This is a genomic window from Spirosoma panaciterrae DSM 21099, from assembly GCF_000374025.1.
In the GTDB taxonomy this organism is placed as follows: Bacteria; Bacteroidota; Bacteroidia; order Cytophagales; family Spirosomataceae; genus Spirosoma; species Spirosoma panaciterrae.
The window spans coordinates 1-21,190 of record NZ_KB893193.1 but is presented as its reverse complement, the minus strand read 5'-3'; the positions used below and the strand labels follow the sequence as shown (position 1 = coordinate 21,190).

Below are 21,190 nucleotides of genomic sequence, written 5' to 3'. Positions count from 1 at the left end.
ATCAAGCAGAATAGTTATAAATTTGAAACCCCGGCCTATTCACTAAAGTTGTATTGCTTATTTTAGCCCCATGACTTTGCTAAACACCACGCTTAAATGGCTTCTTCAACGGCGCATTCCGCGTATTGAGGCAATGATGCAGCAGCCCGGCGTGGTGCAGCAACAGGTATTTCGTCAACTCATTCGAGCGGGTCGTCGGACAGAATGGGGAAAAAAACATCAGTACCAATCCATCCAAACCATACAGGATTTTCAGCGGCAGGTGCCAGTTTCCAGTTATGAGGACCTGTTTCCGTATATCGAACGGGTTTTGAAAGGTGAAAATAAAGTACTCTGGCCATCTCCGGTTCGCTGGTTTTCGAAATCGTCAGGCACGACCAATGCCCGCAGCAAGTTCATTCCTGTAACTATGGAGTCGCTGGACGAAAGCCACTTCAAAGGAGGTAAGGATATGATGGCGATGTATATTGCCAACAATCCAGGTAGTCGGGCATTTGAAGGGAAAGGATTATCCATTGGTGGTAGTCTTCATCCAAATCCGTACAGCTCCAACAGTGCCGTAGGCGATGTATCGGCTGTTGTGATGAAAAATCTACCTAGCTGGGCCCAATACATTCGTACGCCATCACTCCCTGTTGCGCTGATGGACGAGTGGGAATCCAAGCTGGAACGGATGGCCGAAATCACAGCCACCGAAAACGTAACCAGTATGCTGGGTGTACCTACCTGGGGAATGGTCCTGATCGATAAAGTGCTGGCCCGAACGGGCAAATCGAATATTCTGGAAGTATGGCCCAACTTTGAAGTGATGATGCACGGGGCTGTTAATTTTCAGCCCTACCGGGAGCTGTTCCAGCAGCAGGTTTTTCCCTCGGCTCAAGTTCGGTATCAGGAAATTTACAATGCCTCCGAAGGTTTTTTCGCCATTCAGGACGACTTAAGCCGGGTGGGCGAAATGCTCCTGATGCTCGACTACGGTATTTTTTACGAGTTTGTTCCAATCCAGGAAGCCGATCAGCCTTTTCCTAAAGCACTGACGATTGAGGAAGTCGAACTGGATAAAAATTATGCGTTGATCGTATCCACCAATGGAGGCCTGTGGCGCTACAAAGTAGGTGATACCGTTCGATTCACGTCGCTTTATCCTCATCGGTTAAAAGTAAGCGGACGTACCAAACATTTTATCAACGCTTTTGGCGAAGAGGTGATTGTCGAAAATGCCGAAACCGCCATAACCAAAGCCTGTGAGGCTACGGGAGCCGTGATCTCCGACTATACAGCTGGGCCCGTATACATGGGCAATGGCAGTAATGGTTGCCACGAATGGGTCATCGAGTTTACTCATGAACCTGATAATCAGCAGAAATTTGAGCAGACACTGGATGAAACCCTGCGGCAGATCAATTCGGACTACGATGCCAAGCGCTACAACGATATGGTACTCAAGCGGCCGCGTATCCATGTAGTACCACCCGGAACCTTTTATGCCTGGATGAAACAACGGGGCAAATTAGGTGGCCAGCATAAAGTGCCCCGTCTGGCAAACTCCCGCGAATACCTGGATGATATTCTGGGTCAGGTACTCGAATGGTAGTACTTTATTCTCCTCATCGGTTAGCCTCTGAAAGCCAGTGAAATTGCCGCTCGGCCAACTGAAAATGGCGATTCTGGCGTTTAAGAGCAACCTTTACTGAATCATTCCGGACTTTCCCCCGCAACAGAATATGATTCGTATCGGGCATGGTATAGTGCATGGTAAACAGGGCTGTGGTATCAAACGAGTTTTTCCTAAACGTAATGGTATGCGTTAGCGAATCAAGTTTATAGCTGAAGTATCCCCGCCGATAGCGCTGCCGAAACAGCGTATCCGAGGTTAGAATACTACCCGATGTAGTAGGCTCAAATACGACATCTTTCCAGCGTAAACTGTCGACAGGACTTCCCTGAAACTGCTCGACCGAGAAAAAGCCAGTTGCCAGTTTATTAGGTGCAGGTCCTTGATTTGAATTCGCAGCGAATTCATAAAAAGGTATAATCAGAAAGAACAGAACAAAAGCGGCTTTTAGCGCTATCCGACTTCGTTTCGACCATGTTCCGGGCAAGGTATACCGAACCGTCGGCTGTGTGGGCCGGTTAAAAACAAAGAAATCGAGCAATCGTTTGGCATCGCCCAGCAACAGAAAATTGCTCAGTAGAAACAGATGAATGGAAAATAGCTTGACAGGAATGTCGTAGCAGAGGTTCATCATCATCACATTGAGAAAAACACTGGCTGCCACAAAAGCGCCTAACGTGCTGGTTCGTCGGAAGAGGAGCAGAAGACCCGCCACTACCTCAACAGCGCCAGAAAAAAACTGATAAGGGGTCGAATAGCCAATAAAATACCACGAAAAACGCATAGGCAATAAATCGCCCAGGGGTGTAGCCAGCGCACTCAATGGGGGAAAAATCATCTGCTGGCCAAATAGCTTGATAATGCCATAGCGTAAGGCCACCATTGCCACATAGTACCGAACAGCCACTAGTAGCCAGTAATAGGCGACCGTATAGTTCGGGCGTTTGTCAAAAATTGTCCAGATGGTTGTTCCCAGCAACGCTACCAGCAAAAAAAAGCCTAGCTGAGCATACCCATAAGAGGTATCACCGCTGCCATTCAGAGGGACCAATACATCTTTAATGTGAAAGAGATAGGTGTTGGCTAAATTGACCAGCCAGTTCTCAACTTCCCCATAATACTCACTGAACCAATTCAGAATCGGAATCCCACCAAGCCACCCCAGGGGCGACATATACAACAACAGATAAATACAGCTAAATCGAAACAGTACTTTACGCCACCAGGCCCACCGATCGGTAGCCAGCAAAGTCGTTGTTGTCATAAATAGATAGGTTTACAAAAGAGGTTGACTGGTTATCAAATATAACAAAAGCGGTTGACCATAAGCGGCTAAGTCCGTCAATCGTGGTTACCTTTGCACTGAACGAAGCCCCTGACTCTACTGTTTTATCCCTAAACGATTCTTAAAAGACGAGTAACCAGGGTAGCCTTTCGTTGCTCATCTGCATTGTGGCTCCATGAAATCTTTCGATATCCCTGAATACTACCGCAGCCGAATTATTACTCCCCTGAAGGAATTCCGTCGGAAGCGTGACAAATTAAAGCGTGACTTCTCCCCTACCCTGCTTGATTTTGGTCCCGTCCGGGTGTTGCTTGCCCGTCATTTCGGGTTCTGTTATGGCGTCGAAAATGCGGTAGAGATAGCGTACAAAGCCATTGCTGAAAACCCAGGCAAACGGATTTTTCTGCTTAGTGAGATGATCCATAACCCCGACGTAAACGGGGATTTACAGAGTCGCGGGGTCCGTTTTCTGATGGATACCAAAGGCCGCCAACTTATCCCTTTCTCGGACTTAAACCCCAACGATGTGGTCATTATTCCGGCGTTTGGAACGACACTGGAGACCCAGCAGCAACTGGCGGCTCTCGGCCTGGATGTAGTCAAGTATGATACGACCTGTCCCTTTGTCGAAAAAGTCTGGAATAAGGCCGGGCAGATTGGCCAGAAGAACTATTCAGTGATTGTTCATGGCAAACCCAGTCACGAAGAAACACGGGCGACCTTTTCTCACAGCAAAGAGACGGCCCCAACGGTTGTGGTGAAAGATATGGCGCAAACCCAACGTCTGGCTAAATACATAACCCACGAATTACCCGTCGAAGCGTTTTACGAAGAATTTGCCGGTCAGTATTCGGTTGGTTTTGACCCTACCCGCGATCTACAACGAATTGGTGTTGTGAACCAGACCACCATGCTGGCATCCGACACGCAGAGCATAGCCGATTATTTGAAACAGGTTATGATTCAGCATTACGATTTGACGGGCGACTCGGTTGATGCACACTTTGCCAATACGCGTGATACGCTGTGTTACGCGACAAACGACAATCAGGATGCTACGTATGCATTATTGACGAGCCCAGCTGATTTTGCAGTGGTTGCGGGCGGATACAACTCATCCAATACATCCCATATTGTCGATCTGTGCGAAGCCAAACTCCCAACCTACTTTATTGAATCGGCACAAAAAATCGTATCCGATACGCTGATTCTTCATTTCGACCATCATACCAAGCAGGAGATAACTACCGAAAACTTTATCCCAGCGCATCGGCCCGTTACGATTCTGCTAACCTGTGGAGCCTCATGCCCGGATGCCGTTGTGGAAGGCATTTTGCTGAAACTTGCTGGCTTTTTCCCTGATAGCAAGTCCGTTGATGACGTTCTGGAAACCATCATGCAATAGCTATCTATTTCTAAACCTGCGGCTATTGTACTTTTATAACCATTTCCCGGCTTTCATTCCGCAGCCGATCCAGGGCTGTAATGGCATACAGATACTTCTTTTTCGGGTCGGCGGTTTTGTCGACAAAGCGGGTGGTTCCTTCGCCAATGCAGTGCGCAACAATATGCCGGGGATCATCCAGACGTAATCGAGGGCGTCGGCCTTCAAATCGGTACACCAGGTAGGCTTCGGCTCCATCACCATCACTGGCTTCGGGCGATTGCTCCCAAAACAACTCTACTCCCTCTGGCGTAACAGCCGCTTTCAGGTCACGGGGCGGCAAGGGGGGAATGCTATCGAGCCACGGCATGGGCGGTACTAATGCCAAATGCCGGTAAAAGTTGGTTTGCAGCGAATCGCGAATGGCCAGCGGATTCAGTTTGAGATTCTTGGCGCTGAACAAAACACTCCCCTGTACGGCTTTCTGCTGTCGATTGTACCGAAACTGATTCGGGAACTCAGTAGCCCGCCACCAGCCCGGATCGCGCTCCGAACCTCGCCCAACCCGATAGGCGCCATGCCCGATGTATAAATGTACCTTGCCTGTATTCCGGCACCACCAGTCAACCAGTGTTTTGTAAGGAACCCGCCCAAATTCTGAACTGAAATACACCTGAGGTACGATGTAGTCGATCAGCCCTTCGCGCACCCACTTGCGTGTATCGGCATACTGGTCATAATAGGCCTGCCCTCCGTTGGTAGCTGACCCTTCGGGATCACTAGCCTGATTTTTCCAGATGCCAAACGGACTCACCCCAAATTTTATCCAGGGTTTGTTCTCCCGAATCGAGTCTCGTAGCTCGACGATTAGTTTATTCACATTATCGCGTCGCCAATCGGCTTTTGTCTGCCCATTATTATTGGCCTGGTAGGTAGCATCATCGCGAATAACTTGTCCGGGTTCGGCATATGGATAAAAGTAATCGTCGAAATGGATACCATCAACATCGTACTCGCGTACCACATTAGCCACAATGCCGGCAATATAGGACCGTACGGCAGGAATACCCAGGTTAAACAGTTTCTTGCCTCCGTAAGATAAGAGCCATTCGGGCTTACGGTACATAATATTGGAAGGGGCAATACTGGCATATTTGCTGAACGAAGCCCGATCAAGATTAAACCAGGCATGAAATTCAAGCCCACGCTGATGCGCCTGCTCAATCATAAATTCCAGGGGATCATAAAACGGGGTGGGGGCCAGCCCCTGCTGCCCCGTTAGCCACTCCGACCAGGGTTCCGAGCTTTTGGCATAAAACGCATCGGCAGCCGAACGCACCTGAACAATCACGGCATTCAGACCCATTTGCTGATACATGTCAAACATTTCAACAATTTCGCGCTGCTGATCTGCCACAGGGAGCCCTTTCTTACTGGGCCAGTCAATATTATCGACCGTTGCGATCCAGACGGCCCGGAATTCCCGTTTGGGCGGGGCTGGGGTTGGGAAGGTTACCTCATCGTATCCGAGGGTGTCGGCGGGAGGGGTTATCACTGCCGTCGTTGGCTTTGGACCCGTCGTTTTGGCAGGTGCCGCTTGCTGAACAGGTGGGCGTTGTGTTGGTTGAGCCACCCGAACGGGTGGTCTTCGGGCCGCTACCGGAACAGGTTTTGCCTGACGGCAACTTATCCAGACGAGAATACCGAGGAATAGGGTTAAAAAAGCAAGCGAACGCATTCGGAACAGTGGATTAACCAACAAAAATAGCCATAGTCAACTATACTCAGGCTCATAGAAAAGCCTTTTTGCTATACATCTGACCCTTTCATTACTACTAACGGTATTTTTTGTAGAAGTCGATATGGGAAAGATTCTTTTTTACGTACTTACCAGAAAATCACCACTTAATAAAAAGGCCATTTGGCAACCAGACCGATTCGCTAAATTTTGTGCCGCTTATCAGAACAATACACTATATTTGTTTCGCTTTTTGGAAAAATTCAGTATGTTTTAAGAATTTTCTATTGTAAAAGAGGTAGCTTTGCACCGTCTTGTCAATAAATTTCAACAGACTACACTACTTATGTCGGCACAGAAATTAGATCAGATAGATCGTCACGTATTAGAAATACTACAAGCAAACGCTAAAATCACAAACGCACAGCTCTCAAAGGAAATTGGCCTTTCGCCCGCCCCTACCCTTGAGCGCGTCAAGAAACTGGAAACTTCAGGAATTATTCAGAGCTACCATGCTCAGTTGAATCGGGACAAGATCGGTCTTGGCGTTACCACCTTCGTTATGGTTACGCTGGTTGGTCATAAAAAAGATACCACCATGTCATTCGTTGATCGGGTCAATCAAATTCCCGAAATCATCGAATGCCACCATATCACTGGATCAGGCGATTTTCTATTGAAAGTTATTGCCAAAGACATTTCATCGTATCAGGCCCTGATGCTCGATGTGATCAATGAAATCGACGAGGTAGCCAGTACGCAGACCATGGTTATTATGTCGACCTTCAAAGAAAGCAAGGTACTGCCTATTCCTTAATGTATGATGTATGATATAGGATGTATGACGTTGGTTCTCATACATCCTATATCATACATCATACATCTTTTACCCTCGTTTCCTGCGCTCTTCTCGTCTAGCCTTTTTGGCATCATCCAGCGCCTTTTTCGCTTCTTTGTACTGACTCGACTTCCGCTCGGCTTTGTCGATTACTTCTTTGAAGTAGGTTTGCGCCAGGTCATAGTTTTTTTCCTCTGTAGCAATTTTGGCCAGCCCCAGCACCGACGACCAGTAATAGCCCGCATTCGTCGCATTTGTCTGCTTGGCAAAATCAATAGCCTGCTGGTAATACTTCTTGGCTTCCGCTGTGTTCTTATAGAACAGATGATTGATATACGCTAAGATGTAAGCCGCTGTTCGTCCACCTACAGCCTCATAACCTGACTGCGACCGACTGATTTTCTCCAACATATCTTTCGAAATACGTTCCGCTTCATTCAAGCGCCCCGTCACAAACGCCGAGCGAGCATAATACCGTTCGAAAAACGGGTTATCAGGATACTGCTCGTTCATATACTTTGCCAACTCGTATGCCTTATCATACTGATTCTCCATGCTGTAAATCTGAACCAGAAAATAGCGGGCCTCAACGCGGGTGTAAAAAGCCGTATTAGCTGTTTTCTCCAGTTCTTTGATACCATTGGCCTTATTGCCTTTCGGGAAAAAGATCAGAATGGGTTTCAGCAACGGGTAGTTTTCGGGAATCCACTGTGCATAGTAATTGTACATTCCATCACCAAAAAGTAGTTCAGGACTGAAATCGGCATTTCCTTTACATTTTTCGAAGTATTTCAGGGCATTTTTCCCGGCAAACGTCGCCTTTGCCCACTTTTTCCGCTCCGAATAAAGCCGGCTTTTGAAGGCATAAGAGGCTGCCAGAAAAAAAGCAGGTTCGAGCTTATTTTCACTCTCATCGTATAGCTTTTCGGCCAATGTGATGGTCGAATCCATGTACATCAGGCAACGATCGTCGTAATCCGTTACATCGGTATTCGGAACAATTTTCCACCATTCGGCCAGGCCCATCAGAAATGTGGGCATTGGGTGATTCGGATAGCGAATGCGCAGCCACTTAAATTCTTTGTCAGCGTCGTAGAACTTATAGTTATACATTTGATTGATGGCCTCTGCCGACTCAATCTGAACGCCGGGGTGCTTTAATAAGCCATCATACTTCTTATCAAAAGCCGACGGGTCATAGAGTTGAGCCTGAACCAGGAGAGCCATGCTCGTCAGCCATACCGTCAACAGGATTTTTTTCATTAGCCTTCTTTATTGTTTCTTATTGATTGCCAGTCATTAACGTTTCTATCCGCTTTTTCTGTTGTAGAGCAGCCTAAAAACCATTGCCTCTTTATCAATTCAACCAATTTGCTCTGTCTATATGAACGCAAACCAACCTCAGTCCGTTTGCGAACCGGGATTTTTACTGTCATTTTTTGTCTGCTACCTACGTATGACCGTATCTTTGCGCCCCTACAGACGCCAATGCAATGACCGTTAACGACAAAACGTTTGTCCCGTTTATCCCAGCCGAATCGATTCAGAACCGGATTCAGGAGTTAGCCAGCCAGATTAATCAGGATTATGCCGACAAAAAACCTCTGTTGGTCGTCATTCTCAACGGCGCGTTTCTGTTTGCCGCCGATCTGATGAAAAACCTGACAATTCCCTGCGAAATCACATTTCTGCGGGTATCATCCTATAAAGGAACGTCATCGACCGGGCAACTGAAAGAAATTCTGGGACTTACCGAACCCATCGCCAGCCGAGACCTTATCGTAGTAGAAGATATTGTGGATACTGGCCGAACCCTGAATGATATTTGTGAACAGCTTCGCGTTTTAGGCCCCTCATCGCTGGCCATTGCCACCCTGCTCTTTAAACCAGAAGCCTTATTGAAGCCGATGAAGCTGGACTATGTAGGTTTCGAAATTGAAAATCGCTTCGTACTCGGGTATGGTCTCGACTACGACGGCCTGGGCCGGAACAGTGCTGACATTTTAGTACTTGAGTAGTGTAGTAACAGGAGCGAGGAGTGCGTATTCGGAGAAAACAATCTGTGCATCAGCAACTCCCAATACGCACTCCTTGCTCCTATTACTTATCGATCCACTTCCCCCATCACCACATCAATGGAGCCGATAATGGCAACCAGATCGGCCAGCATGGCTCCCCGGCTGATTTCGCTGATAACGGAAAGATTATGAAAGCAGCATGACCGGGCTTTGCATCGAACAGGGATGTCTGACTTTCCATCCGTTCGGAAGAAAAAGCCCAGTTCACCTTTGGCACTTTCCCCCCGCACGTAAAAATCCATCGCCTTCGGACGGATTTTCTTCGGAACAACCGCCTGAGGATCATAATCTCGGGTACGCCGATGATCGGATGTCAGTTTATCAAGACACTGCTCCACAATTCGGATCGATTCGTAACATTCCTGTACCCGAACATAATTACGGTCCCAGCAATCACCAACTGTTCCCATTTTTCCTTCGCCAATCGGAATAGCAAAGTCCAGCTCAGGGTATACCGAATAGCCATCTACCCGTCGTAAATCGTACCGCAGCCCTGAACCCCGCAGCATAGGCCCTGTACAGCCATAGTTGATAGCGACCGGCAAGGGTAAAACGCCTACATTGGCCGTCCGTTTTATAAAAATTTCGTTTTCGATAACCAACTGTTGTAGTTCAAGTAGCTTCGGTTTCAGGTAGGTGACAAACTCCCGGCAACGCGCTTCAAACCCGACAGGCAGATCATAAAACAGGCCACCAACCCAAATGTAGTTGTAAAGCATACGGGCGCCACTTACCCACTCCAGCATCCGAAGAATATGCTCCCGGTCGCGCATGAGCCACAGAAAGGGCGTATAGGCCCCAATATCCAGTGCATAAGTCCCGATACCGACCATATGGGCCGCAATCCGATTCAGTTCGGCTACCAGCACCCGTATGTATTCCGTGCGCTTCGGAATATCGTTCTGAATACCCAGCATTCGTTCAACGCCCATCACAAAGGCGTGCTCACAATTCATAGCCGCTAAATAATCAAGTCGGTCAACGAACGGAATAGCCTGGTTGAATGGTAACGATTGAGCATGTTTCTCAAAACAACGGTGCAGGTACCCCAGGTGCGGCACAACCTCCCGGATGATTTCGCCATCGGTTACGACTTCAAGTCGCAGAACGCCATGCGTCGATGGGTGCTGCGGTCCCATGTTGAGTACCATTTCGCCTTCGCCGAGCTTATCTGACCGATAGATATTCGGTTCAGAAGCCCGAAAATGGCCTGGTGCATATTCGTATTGAATTGTTGTTGTTTTCATAGCTGGCTCAACCTGCCCAAAGCGAAGTACGCAAAAGCGGCTTCTCAACTAAATTCAGGCTGTATGTAGTCCATCAAAGGTCGCCAGCCAACGGCCGAAAGTCAAACCGGAACAAAAATTCTGACTTAATTCATTACAAATCATCTGTTTTTCTAAGAAATCTATTGGCAAACTAAAAGTAATTCCGTACCTTTGCGCTCCTTATCGAGAAAACGAACGTTAGCAATGGCAAAGAAAGGCGCCAATAGAATCCAGGTTATTCTGGAATGCACCGAGCAGAAAGACAGCGGTGTACCCGGTATGTCCCGGTACATCACCACGAAAAACCGGAAAAATACGCCGGCTCGTATCGAGCGGAAAAAATATAATCCGTTCCTGAAAAAAGTAACGCTGCATAAAGAAATTAAATAAGTTTTAGTTTTACCATTTCCGATTTAGGATAGCGAGAGAAATCGACGCATCTGTTACCGTACGTACGGTCTGGCCTAAACGAAAGGAGTAAACTGTAAACCATAAAAAACCATGGCAAAAAAGGTAGTTGCAACCCTGAAAACGAAGGATAACGGTAAGGCATTTGCCAAAATTATCAAAGCCGTTAAATCGCCTAAAACCGGCGCCTACACCTTCAAAGAAGAGATGGTTCCTGTCGATGATGTTCAGGCTGCGCTGAAAAGCTAGTTTGATACCTCCAACCGATACAGCGGAACGTTTCCAGAAAAGATGTTCGTCCCACAGCCTCTACCAGGCTCTGTGGGACTTTTTTTGTTAGAGTTTTGTTGAAGAGAGTCGTCGGGCAGTCATTGCGAACCTTTAGGTTACTTTTGTGTCTATATTACCGACTATTACATACGATCGACTGACGACCGCACCGGCGTCCCGGCATCAACTAACGATTATTTTTTATGGCTCTATTCGGCTTATTCTCGAAAGAAAAGAAAGAAACCCTCGACAAAGGCTTAGAAAAAACCAAAGACAGCTTCTTCTCGAAACTTGGGCGGGCTGTTGTCGGCAAATCGACCGTTGATGAAGAAGTACTGGACGAATTGGAAAGTGTTCTGATCTCGTCAGACGTAGGGGTTGAAACCACGGTGAAAATCATCCGTCGGATCGAAGAGCGGGTTGCGCGTGATAAATACATGGGCACCAGTGAGCTTGACCGTATTCTGCGCGAAGAGATTGCCTCTCTACTTTCTGATAACACCACCTCCCGAACGCCGGACCGGGAGGTTCTGGACGATTTTGAGTTGCCTGCCAACAAGAAGCCTTATGTCATTATGGTGGTGGGCGTCAACGGAGTCGGTAAAACAACGACCATCGGCAAACTGGCGGCTCAGTTTCATAAGCGGGGCAAGCAGGTAGTTCTGGGCGCTGGCGATACGTTCCGGGCAGCGGCAGTCGATCAGCTCAAACTTTGGGGCGACCGCGTTGGTGTTCCGGTCATTTCCCACGGGATGAATACGGACCCTTCGGCAGTGGCCTATGATGCGGTGAAAAAAGCAACGGACATGAACGCCGATGTCGTGATTATCGATACCGCTGGGCGGCTGCATACCAAAGTCAACCTGATGAATGAGCTGACAAAAATTAAGCGGGTCATGCAAAAAGTTACCCCCGACGCTCCACATGAGGTACTTCTGGTGCTGGATGGCTCAACGGGTCAGAATGCATTTATTCAGGCTACCGAGTTTACGAAAGCCACCGAAGTAACGGCCCTAGCCATCACCAAGCTAGACGGAACGGCGAAAGGTGGGGTCGTAATTGGCATTTCTGACCAGTTCAAAATCCCGGTTAAATACATTGGCGTCGGTGAAAAGATCGACGACCTGCAAACCTTCAACAAGATGGAGTTTGTGGATTCGTTCTTCAAGAAATGAGTTTGTAAACTCTATTTCCTATGAACTACCTCGCCTTCATTCTTTGCTTCTTGGCTCTTTCTTATTCGACCCTGGCTCAAAAGCAGCAACTTAGGAAATCCACTAGACCCACAACATTTCAGGGAATTTGCGGGGTCGTGCTGGAAAAGAAAGGGAATCATATGCCTGGTCCGGGTAAGTCGGCTTCTCAGGGAACGCCTATTGAACGCGAGGTTCTCATTTTTCCCTTACTCAATATGAACCAGGTGAAAATGGGTGACAATGGATTTATCGATTCAGTCGGGAATGTAAAGCCAATAAAAACGGTTAAATCAGACAAGTCAGGTAAGTTTTGCGCGAATCTGCCTGTTGGTCACTATTCGGTAGTTGTACGCGAGTCGAAAGGACTGTATGCCAACCTATCGGATGCACATAATAATATCTTTCCGGTCAATGTTCGGAAGAATATCCGCTCTGAGGTAAAAATAGAAGTTACGCATCAGGGGGTGTTTTAATGTAACGCGGACATCCTGTCCGCCTTGTTGAAAGATTTAGCGGATATTCTGTCCGCGTTACCAATGAAAACCAAAGGATCACGTACCAATAAAATCAACATCGTCACACTGGGTTGCTCGAAGAATCTGGTCGATTCGGAAGTGCTGTTTACGCAACTGAAGGGCAACGGCATGGACGTAACGCATGAATCGAAGAAAGACGACGCCAATATTGTCGTTATCAACACCTGCGGCTTTATCGACAATGCGAAGGAAGAATCGGTTAACACCATTCTGCGCTATGTCGATGCTAAAGATGCGGGTATGGTCGACAAAGTATATGTAACGGGCTGCCTTTCGCATCGCTATAAAGACGAACTTGAAGTCGAGATTCCCGATGTCGATGCCTGGTTTGGTACCAACGAAATGCCTCGGTTGCTGAAAACCCTCCGCGCCGATTACAAACACGAACTCGTTGGCGAACGACTGCTGACCACACCGGCTCATTTTGCCTACCTCAAAATTGCCGAAGGCTGTGACCGGCCCTGTTCGTTCTGCGCTATCCCGCTCATGCGTGGCGGACACGTATCCCGCTCCATAGATGAACTGGTTACTGAAGCGAAATCACTGGCTCGCCGGGGTACGAAAGAACTGATTCTGATTGCTCAGGATTTGACCTATTACGGGCTGGATCTCTACAAAAAACGTAATCTGGCTGACCTGATCAATCGACTGGCGGATGTGGAAGGCATCGACTGGATACGGCTACAGTATGCTTATCCGTCTGGATTTCCGCTGGAAGTGCTTGATGTGATGCGCGACCGGCCCAATGTGTGCAATTATCTGGATATGCCCCTGCAAACGGGATCAACAGAATTGCTGAAATTAATGCGCCGAGGCATTACCCGCGAAAAAACAGAAGCGCTCATTGAAACCATCCGGGCCAAAGTCCCTGATATTACCCTTCGAACGACCCTCATTGTAGGCCATCCGGGCGAAACCGACGCTATGTTTGCTGAGACCTACGATTTCGTGGAACGTATGCGTTTTGACCGGATGGGTGTGTTTACCTACTCGCACGAAGAAAATACGCATTCATACTCTATGCCCGATGATGTTCCGGCCGATACAAAGCAGGAACGCGCCGACGAGCTGATGGAGCTTCAGCAGGGCATTTCGCAGGAATTGAATCAGCAGAAAGTAGGCAAAACGTACAAGGTATTATTCGACCGGAAAGAGGGTGGCTATTTCATTGGCCGGACCGAAGCCGACTCCCCTGAGGTTGATAATGAAGTGCTTGTACCAGCCAGCCAGTACGTCCGTATCGGCGACTTTGCCCATGTACGCATCGACCGGGCCGAAGATTTTGATTTATATGGTACGGTTATGTAATTAGCACTATGAAATTAACCGTAAGCGAGCTACAGGCCATCCGCAATTATCTTCAGGATAAGCCTGTGTTGCGCGCTTATGTGTTTGGTTCCTATGCCCGAAACGAAGCGAATCCCGAAAGCGATCTTGATTTATTAGTAGAACTAGATTACAGCCGACCTGTAGGTCTACAGTTCGTTGGCATGAAACTTGACCTTGAAGAAAGGCTCAATAAGACGGTCGATCTGGTTTCTAACAATGGCCTATCTCCCCGAATTCGTCCATTTATAGATCAGGACAAGCAACTTATTTATGAAAGGCCGGTTCGGTAACAAGCAGCGTATTGAGCATTCACTCGATGCTATTGCAGAGATCGAAAATTACATAAACAATCAGGAGTTTTCTGAATTTCTGACTAATTCGATGATGCGGTTTGCCTGCATCAAACAACTCGAGATCATTGGTGAGGCTTGCAATCATCTTGATGATACAATCAAAAATGAGTTTCCAGAAGTACAATGGCGTCAGGTGACTGGCCTACGACATATTCTGGTACATGAATATTTTGGCGTCGATGCTTCGCTATTATGGGATATAATTACGGGAGATGTCCCAACGTTGAAAGCTCAATTAACGCATATTCTGACAACTTTATAAGTTTTATATATACCCGAACAAGGCGCTTACTCTATGACCGAACCTTGCGGGGTGTTCTGTTGTTGAGCCGATAAATCCCAACTTCGTTCCGAATGGACTGTCAGTACCTGCCGCTTCGCTCTACCGGCCAGTTTTCGTCACTATTCCTTGACTACATTACCAAAACAGCTAGTTTAGCCCCTTTTTACAATCGTTTTCCTGAGATTACGGCTTTTGGCGATCAATTAGCCGAGAAGTCTTTTGACGAATCGAAACGGCGCATTTTAATGGATGCCTTAGAACGGCAATACAGTTCGATTGCGAATAAACCCGACGTTTCGGTACTGCTTCAGCCAAATACCTACACGGTTACTACGGGTCACCAGCTCAACATCTTCACGGGGCCGTTGTACATCATCTACAAACTGATTACAACAATCAATCTGGCCCGGAAGCTCAAAGAGACGTATCCCGATTACAATTTTGTGCCGGTGTACTGGATGGCAACCGAAGATCATGACTTTGCCGAGATTAATCACTTTTCGATGTTTGGGCGAAGTTATACCTGGCAAACCGAGCAGCGCGGAGCCGTTGGTCGGATGAACCCCAAAGAATTAGCCACGCTCTTTAAGCAGATTCCCGAAAAATTGGCTCTGTTCGAAGAAGCGTATTTAAAGCACGATACGCTCGCCAATGCGGCTCGCTGTTATGTCAATGAACTGTTCGGGGCCGAAGGATTGATCTGTCTGGATGCTGATGACGCTGAACTCAAACGTGTTTTCGCACCCATCATGCGGGACGAACTCCTGCATCAGCACTCCGGCGAACTGGTACAGCAGCGAACCGAGCAGTTGGAAGAATTGGGCTACAAAACCGTCATTGCCCCTCGCGACATCAATCTATTTTACCTGGACGATCAACTTCGCGAACGTATCGAGCGCAAAGACGACGGTACCTACCGGGTTGTGCACACGAAGCTCAACTTTTCGGAAGCCGAACTTCTTACCTTATTAGACGAGCAGCCCGAAAAATTCAGCCCCAATGTGGTGTTACGACCTCTCTATCAGGAAACCATACTGCCCAATCTGGCCTACATTGGCGGCCCTTCCGAAGTGCCCTACTGGTTGCAGCTAAAAGGTGTATTCGATCATTTCAATACGCCTTTCCCGATCCTGATGCCCCGAAATTTTGCCCTGTATGTTCCGGCCGTGGCCAACAAACGCATCTGCAAGTTGGGGCTGACTCCTGAGGAGTTGTTTCAGGATACGCTGAAACTCAAACACGAGTACATCGAACACCACGCCCGGCATACCCTTAAGTTCGACAACGAAAACAAGGTAGTCAATAAGGCGCTGGATGCTATTTTGCACAAAGCGCAAATGGTTGATCCTACACTCGAAAAAGCCGTTCTGGCCGAAACCAAGCGGTTTGCCAATGCCATTGCCCGGCTGGAAAAGAAAATGCGACGCGCTGAAGAACGAAACCAGGAAACGGGTGTTCGGCAACTCCTGGCCGTCAAGAGCGAGCTTTTCCCCAATGGAGGCTTGCAGGAGCGGAGCGAAAACTTCCTGACTTTCTACCTGAACGACAAATCGTTTTTACAAAAGATGCTCACCGTTTTCGATCCTTTCGATTACCGGATGCAGATTTGTATGGAATAGCCCAATGACAAAAGCCGAGTTGCGTCGTCAGTTTCTGGATGAGCGGAAAGGGCTAATGGTGGACGATGTACATGAGCGAAGCCAATCCATCGCCCGGCTTTTTTTCGACTTTCTGGCTCAACTCGATGCAGTCCCATCGGTAATCCACCTCTTTCTGCCGATTCAGCGACAGAAAGAGGTGGATACCTGGCTCATTATTCGCCACATTTGGGAGTTGTACCCAGCGATTCAATTAGCCGTTTCGGTAACCGACATGGCTACCAACCAACTCTCGCATTATCCGTTAGCGCCAGATACCATTTTGCGGGAAAATCGCTGGGGGATTCCAGAACCCGTTGACCCAGACCAGCCGACGCTCAACACCTCGCTGTTCGATCTGGTACTGGTTCCTTTGCTGGCCTTCGATCAGTGCGGTAACCGGATAGGCTACGGAAAAGGATTTTATGACCGTTTTCTGGCTAACTGCCGTCCCGATTGCAGAAAGGTGGGCTTATCCCTGTTTGAGCCAGTTACGCATATAGAAGGCATTGAACCGACAGATGTTCAGCTTGACGCTTGCATTACCCCTTCACAAATCTGTTTTTTTTCGTAATAATTCTCCTGTGCGTCAAAGTTTTGGCGTAATTTTGCACTCCAAAATCGAAATGCGGGTAATCGCCCGCTTTTAGTACTCTATTAAACAATTCAACTGCGGGGTTCTGCCCGCGCTACTAAAATGAAAATCGCAGTCGTTGGAGCTACTGGCTTGGTCGGTAGCGAAATCCTGAAAGTGCTGGAAGAACGCAACTTCCCTGTGTCTGAACTCATTCCCGTTGCCTCCGAGCGTTCGGTTGGTAAACAGGTTGAGTTTAAGGGTAAACCCTACACGGTGGTTAGTTTCGAAGATGCCATCGCTGCCAAACCTGCCATTGCGATTTTCTCGGCAGGTGGTGGTACGTCACTGTCGCTGGCTCCCAAATTTGCGGAAGCCGGTATCGTGGTTGTCGATAACTCGTCGGCCTGGCGGATGGACCCCACCAAAAAACTGGTGGTCCCTGAAGTAAACGCCGATGTGCTGACGCCTGAAGACAAAATCATTGCCAACCCCAACTGCTCGACCATCCAGATGGTGGTAGCCCTGAAGCCGCTGCATGATCGATACAAAATCAAACGAGTAGTGGTTTCGACCTACCAATCCGTAACGGGAACGGGCAAAGCGGCTGTCGATCAGCTTTTTGCCGAACGCAAAGGGGACCATGAAGCTCCTAAAGTATATCCCCATCCGATTGATTTGAATGTACTGCCTCACATTGATGTGTTCCTCGACAATGGCTACACCAAAGAGGAAATGAAGATGGTGAATGAGACTAAGAAAATCATGGGCGATGATTCCATCAAGGTAACGGCCACTACCGTTCGTATCCCAACGATTGGTGGTCACTCGGAAGCGGTCAATATCGAGTTCGAAAATGAGTTTGACGTGAGTGATGTGGTTGCTATTCTGAGCAATACCGAAGGGGTTATCGTTCAGGACGACCCCAAAAACAAAGTATACCCAATGCCGCTGACGGCACATGGTAAAGATGAGGTGTTTGTTGGCCGGATTCGTCGCGACGAAAGTCAGCCCAAAACGCTGAATATGTGGATCGTAGCCGATAATCTCCGTAAAGGAGCGGCTACCAATGCCGTACAGATTGCTGAATACCTGGTAAAACACAACCTGGTCGAAACCGAAGCAACTGTGGCGTAACTGTTTTTTAGTGATTAATGTCTTAAATCCCGTTCGGCTTGTAGCTGGGCGGGATTTTCTGTACTTTCGGATACACCGAATCATTTTTCCGTGAATCCAGATCCAGTTATCCAGCTTCAGAACCTACACAAGTCATATGGTTCGAGTCTCGTTCTCAAAGGCATTGACCTCAGCGTATCGGCTGGGCAGGTTGTGGGCTACATTGGTCCCAACGGGGCCGGAAAGTCAACGACCATCAAAATTCTGATGGGTATGTTGCCCGACTATTCGGGCGAGGCTGTTGTATTGGGAATGGACGTAAAAACGCAATCCATCGACATCAAACGGCGGGTTGGGTACGTACCAGAAAATGCGGCTTTGTACGACACACTAACCCCGCTGGAGTATTTGCAGTTCATCGGGCAGCTTTACGAACTTGACCTGGCCCACATCGACCGCAAAGCCCTCGACCTGCTTCGGCTATTCCAGCTTAGCGACCACGCCAACGCCCGCATGACCACATTTTCGAAAGGGATGCGCCAGAAAGTACTTCTTATTTCGGGGCTACTGCATAACCCGGATGTGATCTTTCTGGACGAACCGCTGTCGGGGCTGGATGCGAATGCCGTGGTGCTGGTCAAAGAGATTATCCGGCAACTGGCGAATGATGGCAAAACGATTTTCTATAGTTCGCACCTGATGGATGTGGTCGAAAAAATTTCGGATCGGATTATCATTATCAATCAGGGCCAGGTCATTGCCGACGGTACGTTTGCTGAACTTCAACACCAACGTCCCGAATCGCTGGAGCAGCTATTTTCTGAATTAACCGGCAACGAAGGTCAAACGAGTGTCGCCGAGGAGTTTATCAACACCCTGAAAAACTAATCGGCATGGTTACCATCATTCTTTGGGTTCTGGACCGTTTAAAATCGCTTTTTCAGGGATTAGGAGCCGACTATAGTCAACTACACGCCATTGTGCAGGTTAAACTCACGATGGATAGCCGTCGGAGCTTCGTCAGCCTGGGTCGTTATGGAAAGCAATCGGGTGAGAGTAGCAATAATTTCATTCGGATACTGGCCATTTATGCTATCATTGGCGGACTAATTAGCTTTGCCATGCTGGGCGTACCGCCCAAAGAGAACCTGTTTCTGCCGCTGACATTACAGTTTAGCTACATCATGGCCCTTTGCGCCATGACCCTGATTTCCGACTTTTCATCCGTCATTCTCGACTCCTCCGATAATCAGATCATTCTGCCCCGGCCCGTCAGCAGCCGAACGCTATGGCTGGCTCGTGTAGTGCACATCACCAGTTATCTGTTTGCGATTACCCTGTCGCTCACAGTAGTCAGTATTTTCATTCTGGCGAGTCGATTTGGGGCTGCTTCGGCGCTGCTGTTCTTATTATTGAGTCTGTTATCGGCCGTATTGATGGTATTTCTGACGAACATTTTCTATCTGGTTCTGATGAAATTTACCAGTGAGGAAAAGCTCCGGGAAGTGATCAATTATTTTCAGATCGTGATGGCGATTCTGTTCTACGGGAGCTATCAGGTTTTGCCCCGGCTCATCGGTTCAGAACGACTGGTCAGTGAGCCACTAGCCCATCAGGGCTGGCATTACCTAGTGCCGCCGATGTGGATGGCTGGCGCTACTGAAACTTTTATTCAACCCGTATTCGATCAAACCCATCTGATTTTTCTGGTGCTGGCACTAATTACCCCTTTTGCTGGCCTATGGTTTATGAATCGGTTTCTAACTACCGATTTTACCCAGAAAATCAGCAGTATCGATCAGGATGGGCGAACCACACCATCAACGCTTACCAGCGCATCGGCCCATCGGCAAAATTGGGTAGAACAGGTAGCCGATTGGTTTACGGGCAACTCACTGGAGCGAGCCGCTTTTGCCTTTACCTGGCGTATAACGAGCCGGGACCGCAAATTCAAGCTCAAAACCTATCCGCAGTTGGGTTTCGGACTGGCGTATGTAATTGCTATATCCTTTCAGGGTGGAGGCTTGGGCTCAGGCAATTTCTTCTATTTGTTTGCCCTTTACTTTGGTGGCATTTACGTGATGGTGGCGCAATACCAACTCCGCGTTTCGGACAACTACCGGGCTTCCTGGATTTACGGCAGTGCTCCCATCCAGGAGCCGGGCAGCATCTTATCGGGATCGTTAAAAGCCATCATTATAAAATTGCTGGTGCCTTTCTACGCCCTGCTATCGTCTTACGTTCTATTCCGGTACGGATTCGACAAGATCAGCGATGTATTATTGGCCTTCAGCAATTCGCTGGTGATGCTCCTGAGCGCAGCTCTACTCTCGACACGCACCATGCCTTTTTCGGTGGAGCAGGATGCTATGAAACAGAATAATACCGCACGCGGATTACTAATCAGCCTCGTGCTGGCTGTGGTGGGCTTTTCTCACTACGGCCTGACGCGTATTCCTTTCGGTGTTTGGGTAGCCTTACCATTGTCTATAGCTCTTTGCTGGTATTTACTTCAGCAGTACAAAAAGACAGCCTGGGAATCGATAGAGATGGCCTAACACAATTACCCCACCCTAAATCCCTCCCCTGATGCCCGGAGAGGGACTTAAACGGGAATTAGTCAAGCCCCTCCCCTGTATCTCAGGGAAGGGGTTGGGGTGGGGTAAACTCCCTACTTTAGCCGTTTAGTTGTCAGGTATTGGTGTCAGTTCACGATCCGAACGCGCACGGGTTCGGGAACAATCTGGGCGCCATCATCCAGCGTTACCAGAAACAAAAACTGAATCTCGGTGTAGTTGGGCAACACAATCGGTGCCGTCGCTACACTGGGGTACTTCTTCTTAAAATCGGCAATTGTAGTCGTAAAGACCGCCGTGGTGCCACTGCCTGCTATCGGGGCTGTGTTCAGTAGAGTCGTGGTATACGTCCCTGAGTTCAGGTTCCCTACCGTGATGCCCGTTCCTCCACCCAACACCTTGGTGATCTCCTTGATGGTGCGACCACTGCTGGCTGGAATCGACAGGGTGAACTGAATAGGACCACCCGCTGCCAAAGAACTAACGATGAAGGGGTTGAACCCATAGGTGGTCGTACCAGGAAAGGTGACCGGAATGGCCGGCCGATTGTCCCGCACCAGATCGCTGTAGACCAGATCGTCTTTGCAGGAGAAGCTGCCACCAGCCACCAGGGCCAGCAACAACAGGTTTAAAAGTATCTTTTTCATGAAAATGCGTATGACAGTTGGGGTAACCATTAATCCACATCCCACCAGACCCGTACGTT

The 21,190-nt window shown here is 48.3% G+C and carries 21 protein-coding genes; 16 read left to right on the top strand and 5 right to left on the bottom strand.

Annotated features, from left to right (window positions below):
* Window positions 1-70: 70 nt before the first annotated feature.
* Window positions 71-1,594 carry a GH3 auxin-responsive promoter family protein gene (locus tag B153_RS0120080; RefSeq protein ID WP_026262298.1) on the top strand — a complete coding sequence of 508 codons (1,524 nt, stop codon included), beginning with the start codon at window positions 71-73 and terminating at the stop codon, window positions 1,592-1,594.
* Between the two features lie 13 nt (window positions 1,595-1,607).
* Here B153_RS0120080 and B153_RS0120075 read toward each other — a convergent pair whose 3' ends face one another.
* Window positions 1,608-2,879, bottom strand: coding sequence for a hypothetical protein (locus tag B153_RS0120075; protein WP_020598536.1), 1,272 nt, complete (start codon window positions 2,877-2,879; stop codon window positions 1,608-1,610).
* 196 nt (window positions 2,880-3,075) lie between these two features.
* On the opposite strand from B153_RS0120075, the gene B153_RS0120070 reads away from it, so the two are divergent.
* Window positions 3,076-4,305 (top strand): 4-hydroxy-3-methylbut-2-enyl diphosphate reductase, encoded by a 1,230-nt coding sequence (locus B153_RS0120070; RefSeq protein ID WP_020598535.1) that lies wholly within the window; start codon window positions 3,076-3,078, stop codon window positions 4,303-4,305.
* A gap of 22 nt (window positions 4,306-4,327) precedes the next feature.
* On the opposite strand, the gene B153_RS0120065 is transcribed toward B153_RS0120070, so the two are convergent.
* Window positions 4,328-6,022: a glycoside hydrolase family 10-like protein gene (locus B153_RS0120065; RefSeq protein WP_020598534.1), complete on the bottom strand. Its 1,695-nt coding sequence runs from the start codon at window positions 6,020-6,022 to the stop codon at window positions 4,328-4,330.
* 346 nt (window positions 6,023-6,368) lie between these two features.
* Here B153_RS0120065 and B153_RS0120060 point away from each other — a divergent pair, with 346 nt between their 5' ends.
* A complete protein-coding gene (locus B153_RS0120060; RefSeq protein ID WP_020598533.1) occupies window positions 6,369-6,839 on the top strand; it encodes an Lrp/AsnC family transcriptional regulator in 471 nt (156 codons plus the stop codon).
* A gap of 69 nt (window positions 6,840-6,908) precedes the next feature.
* On the opposite strand, the gene B153_RS0120055 is transcribed toward B153_RS0120060, so the two are convergent.
* On the bottom strand, window positions 6,909-8,123 hold the full coding sequence (locus B153_RS0120055; RefSeq protein WP_020598532.1) for a tetratricopeptide repeat protein: 1,215 nt from the start codon (window positions 8,121-8,123) through the stop codon (window positions 6,909-6,911).
* Between the two features lie 230 nt (window positions 8,124-8,353).
* Between B153_RS0120055 and hpt the strand changes: the two genes are divergently transcribed.
* Window positions 8,354-8,878: a hypoxanthine phosphoribosyltransferase gene (gene hpt, locus B153_RS0120050; protein ID WP_020598531.1), complete on the top strand. Its 525-nt coding sequence runs from the start codon at window positions 8,354-8,356 to the stop codon at window positions 8,876-8,878.
* Window positions 8,879-8,964: 86 nt separating this feature from the next.
* Here the strand turns inward: hpt and B153_RS0120045 are convergent, their stop codons facing one another.
* Entirely contained in the window at window positions 8,965-10,185 is a 1,221-nt protein-coding gene (locus B153_RS0120045; RefSeq protein WP_020598530.1) for an NADH-quinone oxidoreductase subunit D, read from the bottom strand.
* Between the two features lie 225 nt (window positions 10,186-10,410).
* Between B153_RS0120045 and rpmG the strand changes: the two genes are divergently transcribed.
* From rpmG to B153_RS0119985, 12 genes are all read left to right on the top strand, one after another.
* Window positions 10,411-10,596, top strand: a complete 186-nt coding sequence (gene rpmG / locus B153_RS0120040; protein WP_012929817.1) for a 50S ribosomal protein L33 — start codon at window positions 10,411-10,413, stop codon at window positions 10,594-10,596.
* A 111-nt stretch (window positions 10,597-10,707) separates the two neighbouring features.
* On the top strand, window positions 10,708-10,863 hold the full coding sequence (locus tag B153_RS37325; protein ID WP_020598529.1) for a DUF4295 domain-containing protein: 156 nt from the start codon (window positions 10,708-10,710) through the stop codon (window positions 10,861-10,863).
* A 224-nt stretch (window positions 10,864-11,087) separates the two neighbouring features.
* Window positions 11,088-12,059, top strand: a complete 972-nt coding sequence (gene ftsY, locus B153_RS0120030; protein ID WP_020598528.1) for a signal recognition particle-docking protein FtsY — start codon at window positions 11,088-11,090, stop codon at window positions 12,057-12,059.
* Between the two features lie 20 nt (window positions 12,060-12,079).
* Entirely contained in the window at window positions 12,080-12,553 is a 474-nt protein-coding gene (locus B153_RS0120025; RefSeq protein WP_020598527.1) for a hypothetical protein, read from the top strand.
* 63 nt (window positions 12,554-12,616) lie between these two features.
* Window positions 12,617-13,924, top strand: a complete 1,308-nt coding sequence (gene rimO / locus B153_RS0120020) for a 30S ribosomal protein S12 methylthiotransferase RimO (RefSeq protein WP_020598526.1) — start codon at window positions 12,617-12,619, stop codon at window positions 13,922-13,924.
* 8 nt (window positions 13,925-13,932) lie between these two features.
* Complete coding sequence (locus B153_RS0120015) at window positions 13,933-14,235, top strand: nucleotidyltransferase family protein (protein ID WP_020598525.1); 303 nt, start codon at window positions 13,933-13,935, stop codon at window positions 14,233-14,235.
* Window positions 14,216-14,560: a HepT-like ribonuclease domain-containing protein gene (locus B153_RS0120010; protein WP_020598524.1), complete on the top strand. Its 345-nt coding sequence runs from the start codon at window positions 14,216-14,218 to the stop codon at window positions 14,558-14,560. The genes B153_RS0120015 and B153_RS0120010 overlap by 20 nt, the downstream gene beginning before the upstream one ends.
* A gap of 92 nt (window positions 14,561-14,652) precedes the next feature.
* A complete protein-coding gene (gene bshC, locus B153_RS0120005) occupies window positions 14,653-16,200 on the top strand; it encodes a bacillithiol biosynthesis cysteine-adding enzyme BshC (protein ID WP_020598523.1) in 1,548 nt (515 codons plus the stop codon).
* Between the two features lie 4 nt (window positions 16,201-16,204).
* Window positions 16,205-16,792 (top strand): 5-formyltetrahydrofolate cyclo-ligase, encoded by a 588-nt coding sequence (locus B153_RS0120000; protein ID WP_020598522.1) that lies wholly within the window; start codon window positions 16,205-16,207, stop codon window positions 16,790-16,792.
* 123 nt (window positions 16,793-16,915) lie between these two features.
* A complete protein-coding gene (locus B153_RS0119995) occupies window positions 16,916-17,929 on the top strand; it encodes an aspartate-semialdehyde dehydrogenase (RefSeq protein WP_020598521.1) in 1,014 nt (337 codons plus the stop codon).
* Between the two features lie 90 nt (window positions 17,930-18,019).
* Window positions 18,020-18,796, top strand: coding sequence for an ABC transporter ATP-binding protein (locus B153_RS0119990; RefSeq protein ID WP_020598520.1), 777 nt, complete (start codon window positions 18,020-18,022; stop codon window positions 18,794-18,796).
* A gap of 5 nt (window positions 18,797-18,801) precedes the next feature.
* Window positions 18,802-20,466 (top strand): hypothetical protein, encoded by a 1,665-nt coding sequence (locus tag B153_RS0119985; protein ID WP_020598519.1) that lies wholly within the window; start codon window positions 18,802-18,804, stop codon window positions 20,464-20,466.
* 146 nt (window positions 20,467-20,612) lie between these two features.
* On the opposite strand, the gene B153_RS0119980 is transcribed toward B153_RS0119985, so the two are convergent.
* Window positions 20,613-21,131: a hypothetical protein gene (locus tag B153_RS0119980; protein ID WP_026262297.1), complete on the bottom strand. Its 519-nt coding sequence runs from the start codon at window positions 21,129-21,131 to the stop codon at window positions 20,613-20,615.
* Between the last annotated feature and the right edge of the window lie 59 nt (window positions 21,132-21,190).